The sequence below is a fragment of the Pedobacter insulae genome, assembly GCF_900113525.1.
Lineage (GTDB): Bacteria > Bacteroidota > Bacteroidia > Sphingobacteriales > Sphingobacteriaceae > Pedobacter > Pedobacter insulae.
Genome location: NZ_FOPP01000001.1, coordinates 424,486 through 439,229, shown reverse-complemented (window position 1 = coordinate 439,229; position 14,744 = coordinate 424,486). Strand labels below are relative to the sequence as shown.

Here is a 14,744-nt window from a genome sequence, read left to right as displayed (position 1 = left end):
CTTCAACTTGAAAATCTGATAATAAGCATGGGTCTCTTCAAAAACAACAATCAAGTTAAAACTGGCCTATACGCAGCAATAGCTGTTTTTTTGGCCTATACCATGATATTCGGTTTCCGAAAATCATTTACCGTCGCCACTTTTGATGGGATCACCATAGCCGGTTATAGCTATAAAACTGTGTTGGTCATCTGCCAGATGCTCGGATATCTCCTGGCAAAGTTCTATGGCATCAAATACATCTCCGAATTAAAACGAACTGGAAGAGGTAAAATTATCTTAATATTAACAGCATTTGCATGGCTTTGCTGGTTGCTTTTTGCCTTAATCCCAGTACCTTATAATATCGTTTTCCTATTCTTAAATGGTTTCCCATTGGGAATGCTTTGGGGTGTTGTATTTTCCTATGTCGAGGGACGAAGGAGTACCGATTTTATTGGAGCCACCTTAGCAGTAAGCTTTATTTTTGCCTCAGGTTTTGTTAAATCTGTTGGCGCTTGGCTGATGGTTAATTTCGGCATTTCCGAATTTTGGGTACCATTTTATACCGGCTTAGCGTTTGCGCTGCCCCTGCTCTTATTTGTTTACTTAATGGAGCAGATACCACCGCCCACAGCAGATGATGTAACCTATAGAGCTGAACGAGTACCCATGTCGAAAGATGACCGACGTAATTTTATCAAAGAATTCCTAGGAGGCCTAATTGCCTGCGTATTAATTTATTGTTTCGCAACTATATTTAGAGACATCAGAGATAATTTTGGAGCAGAGATGTGGAAGGAAATGGGATTCTTTAATCAACCAGCTATTTTTTCTAAAACAGAAACGCCAATTACCTTAATTGTACTTGTCCTAATCGGAAGTATGGTATTAATTAAAAATAATTTTACCGCTTTAAAAACAGCACACTATTTCATCTTAGCAGGCTTCATCTTAGCTGGCACCTGTACAATATTATTCAAAATCAATTACCTATCTCCCATTTGGTGGATGACTTTAGTAGGATTAGGTTTATATATGGTTTATATCCCCTTTAATGCAGTATTCTTTGATAGGTTAATCTCAACCTTCAAGTACACAAGTAACGTTGGCTTCCTAATCTACATTGCCGATTCCTTCGGCTATGTGGGTAGTATTGGCGTTCTCATGAGTAAAGAAATTTTTAAGATACAACTTAACTGGGTTACCTTTTTCTCAAATAGCGTGGTAATTCTCTCCATCGTTGGGGGTCTAATTACCTTGTTTTCACTGGTATATTTTACGAAGAAATATCAAAAATTAACCACTTTGTCATCCCGAGCTGCTTAACTACTATGATCAACCACAACCTTCCAAATACCATCAATTTTACGAAGCAATAAAGTGAAATACCCCTTTGGTTCGTCTTTTTCACGTTTCAAATGCCAACTTCCTAGTACAAAGGCTTGATCTTTCGCAATGAGATTAACCTTTTTAATGCCAAAAGTCAAAAATCCCATAGCTGCTTTGTCTGGATATCCCTTTTCATAATTCTCTAAGGTTTTTTGCCAGCCATAGGTAGGTCCATTCTTTCCTACAAACAATAAACTATCGCTTTTCCAATAACCTTGCATATAAGCCTTTACATCGCCTTTATTCCAGTCACTACGCTGTTTTTCCAATACGTTTAAAATCGCTTGTTTATCACTCACTTTCTGGGCATGCACCGATACAGTAACTATTAAAAATAAAAGGATTGAAATTTTCTTCATGGCTAAATTATTGATAAAACAAATCTACTAAAACATTCTAATTTCTATGCTCGCAAAAAGTTCGTCGCTCGTCGCTCCAGCCGAGCAAATATGACATCCCGCTTAAAATACTTCTATCCTAAACTTTTACCTTCGATATTCCGTTAATACCCTAATATGAGAGGTTTTCATTTTTCTGATTTTACGCCTGATGAGCGCCCGAAAGGGGGCTTCGATGAAATGCTGAAGCTTTTTACCGAATTGCTAAACTATACTGCGGGAGATGCAGGTGAGGCCTTAGCATGGATGAATGAACTGGACAAACAATACAAGTTTACCAATAACGACTATGCCATGGGCGATTTCATGGATGACTTAAAAGAAAAAGGATACATCAAAGAAGAAAACGGAGAAGTTAAAATCACAGCCAAAACAGAACAAACCATCCGCAAATCGGCATTAGAAGAAATTTTCGGAAAATTAAAAAAAGCCGGAAAGGGAAATCACAATAGCAATATCTCTGGAATTGGTGAAGAGAAAAATGCAGACAGGAGAGAATTTTCCTTTGGCGACAGTTTAGACCAGATCGACATGACAGCTTCCATCCAAAATGCGCAAATTAACCATGGCATTGGAAATTTTACTTTAACAGAACGTGATTTAGAAGTAGAAGAAAAAGACTATAAAACCCTAACTTCCACTGTGCTCATGATAGATATTTCCCACTCGATGATTTTATATGGGGAAGACCGGATTACGCCAGCAAAGAAAACAGCGATGGCATTAGCGGAACTTATTAAAACAAAATATCCAAAAGATACGCTCGACATCGTAGTATTTGGGAATGACGCTTGGCCAATCACCATTAAAGACCTTCCGTACCTCCAAGTTGGCCCCTACCATACCAACACCTTGGCAGGATTGGAATTGGCAACCGATTTACTCAGACGACGAAAAACACATAATAAACAAATCTTCATGATCACCGATGGCAAACCTACCTGCCTAAAAGAAAATGGGAGATATTATAAAAATAGCATGGGATTAGATCGCAAAGTAATTGGAAAAACCTTAAATATGGCTGCACAATGCAAACGTTTAAATATTCCAATCACCACCTTTATGATTGCTCAAGACCCCTATCTTCAGCAGTTTGTAAGACAGTTCACCCAAATAAATGGAGGTAGGGCATTTTATAGTTCTCTTACCGGTTTGGGAGAATACATTTTTGAAGATTATATTAAGAACAGAAGAAAAACATTTAAGTAAATAATGATAGAAATAACAACACTAGGCCAATTAAAAGCCAGCAACTATACATCATTAAGCGTTAAAGACGAACTGCGAAAAAACCTGATCAAGCAGCTACAAAACAAAGAAGCTGGCTTTGAAGGCATTTTAGGTTATGATGAGACGGTAATTCCCGAATTACAAACAGCTATTCTATCTCGTCACAATATATTATTATTGGGTTTGCGCGGACAAGCGAAAACACGTATCGCCCGTTTATTAGTAAACCTATTAGATGAATACATTCCCTATGTTGCTGGCAGCGAGATATTCGACGATCCTTTGAATCCGATTTCCTGGTTTGCCAAAAATGAAATTACACAAAAAGGTGATGAAACGCCAATCTTATGGCAACACCGCAGCGAACGTTATACCGAAAAATTGGCAACGCCCGATGTAACAGTAGCCGATTTAATTGGCGATGTAGACCCGATTAAAGCCGCCACACTTAAGTTAACATATAACGATGAGCGAGTAATCCATTTTGGACTTATCCCAAGAGCCCATAGAAGTATTTTTGTCATCAATGAGCTGCCCGATCTACAGGCAAGAATTCAGGTTGCCTTATTTAATATGTTACAAGAAAAGGATATTCAAATCAGAGGTTTTAAGCTCCGTTTGCCTTTAGATATTCAGTTTGTGTTTACCGCAAACCCTGAAGATTACACCAATCGTGGCAGTATTGTAACACCATTAAAAGACAGGATAGAAAGCCAAATCTTAACACACTATCCGAAGACAGTAGAGATAGCTAAAAAAATTACTTTTCAGGAAGCGAAACTTAGTACTGAACAGCGCTCCCAAATTGAAGTAGATGGCCTGATTAAAGACTTAGTAGAGCAAGTAGCTTTCGAAGCCCGAAAAAGTGAATTTATCGATCAAAAGTCGGGCGTTTCAGCACGCCTAACCATCTCTGCCTATGAAAACTTGGTGAGCAATGCTGAGCGAAGAATGCTGATCAATCACGAACAAACTACCTTTGCTAGGTTAGCCGATCTAAGTGGAATTATTCCGGCAGTTACCGGTAAAATAGAATTAGTCTATGAAGGCGAATTAGAAGGACCTGCGAAAGTAGCACATACTTTAATTGGCAAATCAATTAAACATTTATTTGCCAGATACTTCCCCGACCCCGAAAAAGCGAAGAAAAGCAGAAACGCCAATCCCTACAGCAAAATAACCGAATGGTTTACGGAGGGTAATACCCTCGACATTGGAGACGAGTTAACCCTCCCGGCTTACAAAAAAGCTTTGCTAGAAGTTGATGGACTTCAAGAAGTTGTGCAAAAATTTCATCCCAAGTTAAGCGAAAACCAAAGCTTATTATTAATGGAATTTGTACTTCATGGCCTAGCCGAATTCTCACAGCTAAGCAAAAACTACCTAAACAGCGGCTTTGGCTTTTCAGATATGTTTGATAGTCTTTTCAATGTAGATTTAGCCGACGAGGACGAATGAGATCTTACTTGTTATTCGTCATATGCTTACTAGTATTGTTATTGGATTTTTACTGTTATAAAGCAATCATAAATTCTTTCACAAAATGGTCTGCCAAAGTAAAAAGAAACTTTACTATAGCGTGGTGGACATTCAACATCTTACTGATCATTGGTGTCTTTGCTGCCATATTTCTAAACTTATTCCTAACATTAAGAGCAGTTATCCTGGTTGCTTTCTTCTTGTCGGCCGTTGCAAAAATGTTTATGCTCCCATTTTTCGTGGTAGATGATATTAGACGGGGAATTAATAAACTTAGTGGCTTCAGTAAAACCAAACAACAAACTGACCAGCAAACCAAAAACCTAACCAACAAACCAACAAACGACCTCATCAGTCGCTCCGCTTTTTTAACAAAAGCCGGTCTGGTAGCCGCCGCAGTTCCTTTAAGTTCTCTCAGTTGGGGCATCGTATCAGGAGCGTATGACTATCACGTCAAGCGTGTTAAACTCGTATTACCAAATCTTCCAAAAGCATTCGACGGCATCAAATTAGCGCAAATATCAGATATCCACTCGGGCAGCTTTTACAATAAAACAGCCGTGCAAGGTGGTGTAGATTTATTACTGGCAGAGAAACCCGATCTTATTTTTTTCACTGGCGATCTTGTCAATAACTTAACCAGCGAAGTTTCCGAATACCAAGACATTTTTGCTAAAATAAAAGCTCCCTTAGGTGTTTATTCCACGTTAGGTAATCATGATTATGGAGATTACTATTTTGGCAAAGAAAGCTCCCCTGCAAAAATAAAAAACCTGCAAGACATGATTAAAACCCATAAGTTAATGGGCTTCGATCTGCTAATGAATGAAAACAGGAGATTAAAAGTTAATGGGGAGGAAATTGGAATTTTAGGTATCGAAAACTGGGGAATGGGACGCTTCCCTAAATACGGAAAAATGGATCAGGCCGTACAAAACACAGAAGATTTACCCGTAAAACTGTTGCTATCGCACGATCCCTCGCATTGGAGAGGGGAAATACTCGAAAAATACCCTGACATTGATGCCATGTTTAGTGGTCATACACACGGAATGCAATTTGGAGTGCGTTTAAAAGAATTTCAGTGGAGCCCTGTGCAGTATATTTATAAAGAATGGGCAGGCTTATATCAAGCGCAGCAACAACAGCTTTACGTAAATGTAGGTTATGGCTTTTTAGGATATCCAGGTCGTGTAGGAATTTTGCCAGAAATTACGATATTTGAGTTAAAGCGATCTTGATATCGACTTATGCTTAATTTTTAATTGATGGTAAAAAGAGCATTTTTTTCTGTTTTGGATTTTCTGCTTTTTAGCAATCTTTTCATTGCTTTTTGCGCTGTCGCTCAAGGCTTGGTTACTTATTATCTCCTTAAGGTCCCGGCAGACAAATATGTATTAGCTTTTGTCTTCTTCTCAACCTTACTGGTCTATAATCTGAGCATGCTCTTAGCAAAACCAAAAGAGCCTCATAAATCACCCTTTAAAAGAGTTAGATGGATTTTTTCACATCACCGTTTAATTATCTCTATCACTTTAATTGCCACACTTTGCATCATTCCAATTACCTTACTATACCTCAGTATCCAGGCAAAATTGCTAATGAGCTTTGTCGGAATCATTGCCATAGCCTATAACCTTCCTTTTTTAAGTGTCAACCAAAAGAAAATTGGGTTAAGGAATTTACCCGGTATAAAATTATTTCTAATTGCCTTTGTATGGTCGGTAAGTTGTGTTTTACTACCCATTGTCGAACTGGAAAATAACTATGGCATTTCTGTATCCCTCGGCGAAACTTTATTATTAGTGGCTAAACGCTTTCTGTTTATTTGCGCGATAACTATTCCGTTTGATATCAGAGATCTATTCCAAGATAAGCTTTACGAATTAAAAACTATTCCGGTAATGCTAGGCGAAAAAAAAGCCTGGATCTTTTGCCAGGCTTTATTAGGTGCTTATCTTATCTTATTAATTTTGTTTACCAAAACCATTAATCTGGATGTTGTAGGTCTTGCCCTAACCATTTTTTTAACAGGATGGTTAATTTTCAAATCAAACCTCAAAAGAAACGAATATTATTATTTCTTTTTTCTTGACGGAACAATGTTATTGCAATATATAATCTTGTGCGGTTTAAGTTTTATTTAACTCGTACAACTTACAACGCACAAATCTCCTACCCCGCATTAAACCGGTAACCAATTCCTCTAACCGTTTGTAATAATTGCGGGTTATCTGGATTTAGTTCAATTTTTTTACGCAAACGTACAATGTGCATGTCTAAAGTTCTGGTATTTACGTCCGAATTGTAACCCCACACTACTAACATCAGTTCGTCCCTATTTATCACTTTATTCGGGTTACGCAAAAAGTATAAAAGAATACGGTTTTCTAAAATGGTTAATTCTATTTTCTTTCCATCACGAAACAACGTGTGAATATTCGGATGATGCTCCATGTTTCCAAAACGATGGATTTCCGATCGATCATTGTTCAATAAAAACTTAACCTTACTATCTAACATTGCTACCAGTACATCCATGTTAAAAGGCTTCGTAACATAATCAGAGGCCCCAAAGTTATACGCATCAATTTTGTCAACATCTTGTGCCTTTGCAGTCATCATTATAACCAATCCTTCATAGCCGGCTTTTCTCACTTCCGAACAAACTTCCGCACCTTCCTTACCAGGCAACATCCAATCTAATAATACAATGTCTGGCTTTTCAGTCATAATTGTCTGCACAGCGGTTAAACCATCGCTATTTTCGAGCACCTGATAACCCTCAGCCTGTAAACGGTGAACTACTAAAAATCTAAGATTTTCATCGTCTTCTACGATTAATATTTTTATTCCCTTCGACATCTTTAATTATTTATATATGGTAGTACTATTTTAAATTCTGATCCCTTATTTACCGTACTTCTAACAGAAATTTCACCGTTCATAAAGTTAACTAGTTCTTTACAAAAGGCCAAACCCAAACCTACACTCCCATTTTGGTTGTATCGGTTTTGAATACGGTAAAACTTTTTAAAGATATTATTTATTTCTGATGATGGAATACCAATACCAGCATCTTTAAACCGCAATACTACTTTGTCTTTGATCAACCTAGCAGTAATGTGCAGTTTTTTCTGCCCCTCATTCGAATACTTATAAGCATTCTCGGCCAGGTTATCAAATAAGCTCCCTAATAGTACCGGATCGGCTATAAACGTCTTAAAACCATAAATTTCATAGGTAAAATCAAAATCCGGATGTTTTAGCTTATGAACTTCTATGGTGCTTTCTATAAAGTCCTCAATATTTATTTCATCTCTATTTAAGGTAATCGCTTTATTTTCTATTTGAGTAAAAGCTAATAGCTTATTCATTAAACCATTGAGCTTATCGGCTTCCTCATCTAAAATTTTACCATATAACTGCTGCTCCCTTTGCGTTAAGCTCGTAGCGCTTTTAATATTGTTTCCTGCAATTTTAATGACGCTCACCGGTGTTTTAAACTCGTGGGTAAGATTGGTTACAAAATCATATTGGAGTTTAAACATCTTATGGTTAACATTTAAATTGCGGTAAATCAAAAACGCTACCAGTACCAAAACACCATAAAATAGAAACAACACAGCAGCTATTGGTAAAAAGTAGCTAAAGATTTCCTTTTTCACAAAAGATTTAGATGAAATAAAATAGAGCTTATAATCCGAGAATGGACCCCCGAGCGTAATCTCGCCAGTGATATTATCAGATGAAGTAACCAGAGGATCATAACTAATCGGTTCAATTCTAACGTCCTGATACAACAGCGGCCTCGTATTCTTTATTTTTATCTTGGTTTGATCGAGCTCAAATGAAAACATGTCCAGCTGATATACCGGATTGGAAGCCAGTTTTGTAGTAACCATACGCTTGTAGGTTTTCAGCAACTCAAAGCTTGGAATATTAAAATAATCGATACGGTTAGTTTGTACATTCGTAAAATTGCTAAATAATTCTTCCGGTGATGGAACCTTAGTGGTGTCTAGTTTTTGGATAAAAGTAATCAGCTTTAACGAAAGTGTGTTAAAATCTCCTGGTTTCAACAGATGGCGAGTTTCATCTTCTCCAAAAATCTTAATAGAGTCTTTGGGTACATCATGCCCAAACTGATACACATTCTTCATGCCTATCGTAAAGTCTCCTGCGTTTACGCCATATCCCTCATACTTTATATTCTTTACTTCCGTATCATAAAAAGTAACCTTAGATACAAATGGATAATCCCTTAAAATGGTATCCACAAATCTTGTCGCGGTAGCAGAATCTAAATATCCATTATAAAAAGAGATTTCTTGTAGTTTATTCAAGAAGAAGTCATTGTATGGTTTGATGCTTTCTTCCAGCACATTAGCTTTCGCTGATACAAAATCATTCTCAATATTTTTTTTGCTAAAATTAAAAGCTAGAAAAAGCGACAGTACAAATACCAACGAGATCAGTACAATAAAAGTAACAATCAACGAGAAGTTCTTCCGATAACCACTATCCTTTTCTGAAGCCATTTTATTCGAATTGCTTATTTCTTCTTCAAATTGCTTTCTAAAAATTGCTCAAGTGCAGCATACACCTTTTGCCTGCTTTCTTCCCGGTTAATCGAGAAAGGAGAGTCTTCTTTTTCGTGGTAAGTAACAGGTATATTCCGTTTTTTTAGCTCTTTCACTAACCGTATTGCGTCACTAGGGTTAATCCTTGGATCTTTAATATTTTGGGTGATAAAAATAGGCACATTAATTTTATCAGCATGAAAAACTGGTGAAGCCTGTCGCATGTAATCCGCATCAGTTTCCGGATTTCCCACAATGTCGTAATACATCTGCAAATTAGATCTAAAATATGGAGGAATAGAAATCAAGTAATTAAATAAATTAAGCACCCCAGAATTTGAAGCTGCACACTTATAAAGCTCCGGGCTTTTAATAGCACTATTCAATGCAATAAAGCCGCCGAAGCTTGTGCCATAAATAGCTATTTTCTGTGGATCAGCTATTTTCTGGGTAATCAACCACATTACTCCATCATCAATATCATCCTGCACTTTCCCTCCCCACTGTTTAAAGCCTGCGGCATAAAAATTCTTCCCATAGCCCGATGAACCTCTATAGTTTACTTGAAAAACAGCATACCCTCTATTTGCTAAAAACTGGGTTTCGGCATTAAAGCCCCAGGTATTTCTCTGACCCGGACCATTATGCGGGATCACGACTACTGGTAAATTCTTACCATCAGAGTTTAATGGTAAAGTTAAATAGCCATTAATTTCTAGTCCATCTCTTGAGGTATATTTAATGGGCTTCATCTCACACATCTGTGTTTCGTCGATCGCCGAATTAATATCAGTTAACTTTTTCAGCTTACCACTCTCCGCTGTGTACAAATAATAGGAACCTGGATTGCGATCTGTAAAAGTTCTTACTACAAATATCTTCTCATTTTTATCTCTATCAATAATCCTATATTCAGTATTAGGCACTAGTTTATCCAGCTTCTGATAAAAAGATCTTGCATTTGCATTTAGATAATGTTTTTGTTTCTTCCAACTTTCATAAACCACATAATCCATTTCTCCTCTGTTTTTTGAGTACTGCGCATCAACCGCATTAAGCGTATCATTTGCAAAAAGCACACGTCGTTCCTTGCCAGTTAAACAGTCCAATTCTACCAAAGCAGATTTATCTCTATCAACATCAGAAATAACATACATAATGTTCGGTTCGCTTTCCGAGAATGCAATAGGCCTTAAGGTAGTCTTAAAATTGATAGTAACTATGGGTTTAAATGGTTGATCCTCACTTTGTCTAATCAGCAATGTCTCTTTTACACCATCGCTTGACGAAGCTAATCTCACTTTTCCTTTGCTATCAGTCATCCAACCCGTAATATTACCAGGGTTCCGACTTACCATCTGCATTTTACCATCTCTCACGTTTAATCTATAAACATCAGAAACCGTTGAATCTCTTTTATTAGAAAGTACCAGCAGGTATTTATTATCGATAAGTTTATCTTCTAAAATCCTAATCCGTGCTTTTTCATTTACACTTAATTGTCTCTCGTTTTTGCCTTCCTTGTTAATGATAAAAAGATCCGCTTGATATCTTTCTCCCACCTTTTCTTTATAATAAATCAACTCGTCATTACTTACCCAAGAATAAAAGCTGATATTTTTTTCAATTAGCTTTGTCAGTTGCGTTAATTTTCCAGTGTTTAAGTCTTCAACAAAAAGATTTTGTTTTTTGTCCTGCAATTTTAAATAAGATATGCTTTCACCGTTTGGAGAAAGACGATAGGTAGCTTTATCCTGCGACTTAAAAAAATTGTCCACAGGTATCACGTTCACTTTATTTTTTTCCTTACAGGCAAGGAATAAGGTAATTAATATAAGTCCTATATATTTCTTCGCAATCGTCATATTATTTCGTAGGGCAAAAATACGTATCCCCAGTATGGAAAAGCCATTAAACATTAACATTGTTACTTTATAAAATTGGCATTTCCAACTCAATGTAAGAAGATTGCACTTTATTCAAATAAAATATGAGTAACAATTAGAATACGCTGTTACAATTTCGCTATTTTAGCAATAGTATTGTTTTATACCATCATTGACTAATTTTTTTTTAAAAAAATCAATTTTAAAAACCTGCTATGCTACTGAAGAAATTAAGCTTATTTATCCTTTTTAGCTTTTCGTTTTTTTTCCTTCAAGCGCAAGACCGTGCCAATGAGGCACTTGCTTTCCAGTATTATCAGCAAGCTGAATATGAAAAAGCTGCGGTTTTATTAGAAAAGCTTTTTAATGAAACAAAGGATGACAATTATTTTGAGCTTTATTTCACCTCCCTCATTAAAATAAAAAAGTATGCAGAAGCTGAAAATATCATTAAGAAATTGATTCCACAATCCCCCTTAAAAACGCAATATCCTATTGCTTTGGGAAGAGTTTATTTAGAAAGCGGTCGCACAGCCGAAGCAAATAAGATCTTCTTGGATGTGATTAGCAAGGTGCAAAAAAATGAGTTTAGTATCAGAGAACTGGCCAATCATTTTTATCGCTTTGAAGCCTATGATATGTCAATCAGTACATTTTTACAAGGAAGAAAGTTATTAAATGACGACCAGGCGTTTATTTATGAACTCATCAGCATTTATCGTTTCAAGAAAAATAAAATAAAATTAATAGAAGAATATATCACTGTTCTTAGTACAACTCCGCAATTATTGCCCCAGGCACAAAATGCTTTTTCATCTGTATTTGAAAGCAATAGCGATTACCAACTACTGCAAACTGCCCTGCTTAAAAAGATCCAGAAAGAACCCGACACAGAGGTTTTTAACCAGTTATTTATCTGGCAGTTCTTACAACAGCAGCAATATGACATGGCATTGAGGCAATTAATTGCACAAGATAAGCGCATTAAGGACGAGGGGGCGCTACTGTTCAATACTGCAAATACCTTTATCGCTAACGAAGCATATTCAACCGCCATTAAGGCATATGAATATATTTTAACCAAAGGAAAAGAAAACCCCTATTATTTGCCAGCCAGAATTCACCTTGTTAACACCAGATTTCAATTGGCAATCAACGGTAAATATGAAACCCAGGAAATCAGTCTTTTGGCAGATCAATATAAAAGCATTTTAGAGGAGTACGGGAAAAACTCGCAGACTTTATTTGCGCTCCAACGATGGGCTTATTTGCAGGCCTATTATTTAAATGATATTAAAAAAGCAGAAGCCGCTTTAGAAGAATGCCTTACTATTCCAGGAATCGCCTCAATGGATATTGGAAGGATAAAATTGGAACTTGGAGACACCTATATCCTCACTCAACAACCCTGGGAAGCCGTTTTAACTTATGAACAGGTAGCAAAACAGTTCGAGAATCAACCGATCGGTAATGATGCTAAATTCCGCTCTACCAGGCTGGCCTTTTACCAGGGCGATTTTAATTATGCTAAATCCCAAGCAGATGTTTTAAAAGCGTCAACCTCCCAGCTCATTGCAAACGATGCGCTTAACTTAAGCCTGTTAATTTCTGATAACCTGCAAGCTAAAAATGATAGTCTTGCACTATTAATGTATGCTAAAGCAGAAATGATCCAATTTAAAAACAGACCCGAACTCGCCTTGTCAAAATTAGATAGTATTCCCCTATTATACCCCAATAATAGTTTAGCAGATGATATCTTAATGGCCAAAGCCAAAATTTTCCTAAAAACCAGCGAATGGGCCAAAGCTGTTGAAGTGCTGAAAGATTTGATCGACTCCCATAACGATAGTATTTGGATTGACGACGCTTTATTTACTTTAGCCGATTTATATGAAAAGAAATTAGATGACGTGGCCCAGGCTAAAATATTGTATCAAAAATTAATGAGCAATTATCCCGGTAGCATGTTCAATGCTGAAGCTCGAAAAAGATTTAGAAATTTACGAGGCGATAACCTGGGTTGATTGGTTAACCAAATTAATTACCTTTGCAAAATGCTATTATACAATGTAACCGTAATAATCGAAGATGCTGTTGCCGACGAATGGCTTCAGTGGATGAAAGAAATACATGTCCCAGAGGTTTTGGCAACCGAAAAATTTGTTTCTAATCGCTTATTAAAAGTAGTAGATTCTCCTAATGAAGGTACGACTTTTTGCTCCCAATATATTGCCGAAACCCTTGAAGATTATGAGGATTATCAGGCAAATTTCGCTCCAGCTCTACAAGCTAAGGTACAAGCGAAATTCGAAAATAGATTTGTTGCCTTTCGTTCACTAATGGAGTTTATTGATTAATATGCAATTTATAGACACCCCCATTAAAGATCTATTTGTAATAGAGCCTAAGTTATGGAATGATAGCAGAGGTTATTTCTATGAAAGCTATAGTGCTAAACTCTTCGAAGAAAAAGGGATTGAGGCTAATTTTGTACAAGATAATCAGAGTTTATCGCAAAAAGGCACGCTAAGAGGTTTACACGCCCAACTACCTCCTTTCGCACAAGGTAAATTGGTTAGGGTTTTACAGGGTAGTGTGCTGGATGTTGCCGTTGATATCAGAAAAAACTCTCCTACTTACGGGCATCATTTTACAATTGAATTAAGCGGTGAAAACCATAAACAACTATGGGTTCCACCAGGATTTTTACACGGCTTTTTAACGTTAGAAGATCAAACCATCTTTACTTACAAAGTCACTAATTATTATCACAAAGGTTCAGAGTTCGGTGTAAGCTGGAACGATCAAGATCTTCAGATCAATTGGCGAAATTCATTGAAAGAAAGTGATTTCTTACTATCAGAGAAAGATTTAGCATTACCCAACTTTAAATCCTTAGAAAGCCCTTTTTAACACCCCAGCTACTTCTTGATCAAATCATACAGCTCATCCAATTTCGGAGAAAGCACAATCTCTATCCTACGATTTTTACTTCTGCTTTCTGCAGTGGCGTTAGAACCAAGGGGTTGAAATTCTCCTTTACCAGTGGCGGTCATTCTCACACTTTCAACACGTTGCTCTTCCGTTAAAAAGCGTACTACCGAGGTCGATCTCAGCACACTTAAGTCCCAATTATCTTTAATCTGCCCCAGATTGTTGATTTTCTGAGAATCGGTATGACCCTCAACAGCGATATTTATTTCAGGCTGTTGCTTTAACACGTTTGCAAGTTGTGTTAGGGCTTGTTTCCCTTTTTCGTCAATAATGATACTTCCCGATGGGAATAATAATTTATCGGTAAGCGAAACATACACTTTGCCGTTCTTAATTTCTACAGTTAAACCATTTTTTGTAAAGCCCAATAATGCTTCCTGCAATTTCGCCTTCAATTGATTGGTTGCCTCATCACGTTTACGCAGAATCTCTTCCACCTCTTTCAAGCGTTGCTCACGCTTTTTTAAATCCTCCGATAGTTTATCAAGGTTGCCCGAAAGTTTATTAATCTCTGAAGAGCTATTGCTACGTAATTTATTATAATTAGCATCCATATCCGCATATTGTGCCCGCAAATCTGCCAATTGTGAACTAAGTCCGGTAGTATCTTTCCTTAACCTGGCAATTAATTGTTCTAAACTTTCACTTTTTAACTGCGACTCGGTCCACCCAGTATTTAGCGAATCCTGTTTAGCCAATAAGGCTTTATATTTTTTGGGCGATAAGATTACGCAAGAACTAATAATTGATGCTAGAAGAAAGATAGATAGTGCTAAGAAAGTGTTTTTCATTTTATGGTA

13 protein-coding genes are annotated in these 14,744 nt (G+C 36.9%); 8 read left to right on the top strand and 5 right to left on the bottom strand.

All coding sequences use genetic code 11. The features are described from left to right. Positions 1–27: 27 nt before the first annotated feature. Complete coding sequence (locus BM207_RS01940) at positions 28–1,308, top strand: DUF5690 family protein (RefSeq protein ID WP_090991864.1); 1,281 nt, start codon at positions 28–30, stop codon at positions 1,306–1,308. Here BM207_RS01940 and BM207_RS01935 read toward each other — a convergent pair. Next, positions 1,305–1,730 carry a YybH family protein gene (locus BM207_RS01935; RefSeq protein ID WP_090991863.1) on the bottom strand — a complete coding sequence of 142 codons (426 nt, stop codon included), beginning with the start codon at positions 1,728–1,730 and terminating at the stop codon, positions 1,305–1,307. The two genes, BM207_RS01940 and BM207_RS01935, sit on opposite strands and share 4 nt — an antisense overlap. A gap of 156 nt (positions 1,731–1,886) precedes the next feature. On the opposite strand from BM207_RS01935, the gene BM207_RS01930 reads away from it, so the two are divergent. The 4 genes from BM207_RS01930 to BM207_RS01915 are packed head-to-tail and all read left to right on the top strand — an operon-like array spanning position 1,887 to position 6,625. Next, positions 1,887–2,978, top strand: coding sequence for a vWA domain-containing protein (locus BM207_RS01930; protein ID WP_090991862.1), 1,092 nt, complete (start codon positions 1,887–1,889; stop codon positions 2,976–2,978). Between the two features lie 3 nt (positions 2,979–2,981). After that, entirely contained in the window at positions 2,982–4,457 is a 1,476-nt protein-coding gene (locus BM207_RS01925; protein WP_090991861.1) for a P-loop NTPase family protein, read from the top strand. After that, on the top strand, positions 4,454–5,719 hold the full coding sequence (locus tag BM207_RS01920; protein ID WP_177217034.1) for a metallophosphoesterase: 1,266 nt from the start codon (positions 4,454–4,456) through the stop codon (positions 5,717–5,719). The genes BM207_RS01925 and BM207_RS01920 overlap by 4 nt, the downstream gene beginning before the upstream one ends. 27 nt (positions 5,720–5,746) lie before the next feature. Beyond that, positions 5,747–6,625 (top strand): UbiA prenyltransferase family protein, encoded by an 879-nt coding sequence (locus BM207_RS01915; protein ID WP_090991860.1) that lies wholly within the window; start codon positions 5,747–5,749, stop codon positions 6,623–6,625. Positions 6,626–6,653: 28 nt separating this feature from the next. On the opposite strand, the gene BM207_RS01910 is transcribed toward BM207_RS01915, so the two are convergent. The 3 genes from BM207_RS01910 to BM207_RS01900 are packed head-to-tail and all read right to left on the bottom strand — an operon-like array spanning position 6,654 to position 10,839. After that, the gene (locus tag BM207_RS01910) at positions 6,654–7,343 is read right to left on the bottom strand and encodes a response regulator transcription factor (protein ID WP_090991859.1); all 690 of its coding nucleotides are present in this window, start codon (positions 7,341–7,343) and stop codon (positions 6,654–6,656) included. A gap of 2 nt (positions 7,344–7,345) precedes the next feature. Further along, on the bottom strand, positions 7,346–9,019 hold the full coding sequence (locus tag BM207_RS01905; protein WP_090991858.1) for a sensor histidine kinase: 1,674 nt from the start codon (positions 9,017–9,019) through the stop codon (positions 7,346–7,348). 14 nt (positions 9,020–9,033) lie between these two features. Continuing rightward, the gene (locus tag BM207_RS01900) at positions 9,034–10,839 is read right to left on the bottom strand and encodes a S9 family peptidase (protein ID WP_245768006.1); all 1,806 of its coding nucleotides are present in this window, start codon (positions 10,837–10,839) and stop codon (positions 9,034–9,036) included. A gap of 323 nt (positions 10,840–11,162) precedes the next feature. Between BM207_RS01900 and BM207_RS01895 the strand changes: the two genes are divergently transcribed. From BM207_RS01895 to rfbC, 3 genes are read left to right on the top strand one after another with little or no spacing between them, the layout of a single operon-like run. Then, positions 11,163–12,974, top strand: coding sequence for a tetratricopeptide repeat protein (locus tag BM207_RS01895; RefSeq protein ID WP_245768005.1), 1,812 nt, complete (start codon positions 11,163–11,165; stop codon positions 12,972–12,974). A gap of 30 nt (positions 12,975–13,004) precedes the next feature. Beyond that, positions 13,005–13,307: a DUF4286 family protein gene (locus BM207_RS01890; protein ID WP_090991856.1), complete on the top strand. Its 303-nt coding sequence runs from the start codon at positions 13,005–13,007 to the stop codon at positions 13,305–13,307. 1 nt (position 13,308) lies between these two features. Continuing rightward, the gene (gene rfbC, locus BM207_RS01885; protein WP_090992061.1) at positions 13,309–13,863 is read left to right on the top strand and encodes a dTDP-4-dehydrorhamnose 3,5-epimerase; all 555 of its coding nucleotides are present in this window, start codon (positions 13,309–13,311) and stop codon (positions 13,861–13,863) included. Between the two features lie 8 nt (positions 13,864–13,871). Here rfbC and BM207_RS01880 read toward each other — a convergent pair whose 3' ends face one another. Beyond that, on the bottom strand, positions 13,872–14,735 hold the full coding sequence (locus BM207_RS01880) for an OmpA/MotB family protein (protein ID WP_090991855.1): 864 nt from the start codon (positions 14,733–14,735) through the stop codon (positions 13,872–13,874). Positions 14,736–14,744 lie beyond the last annotated feature (9 nt).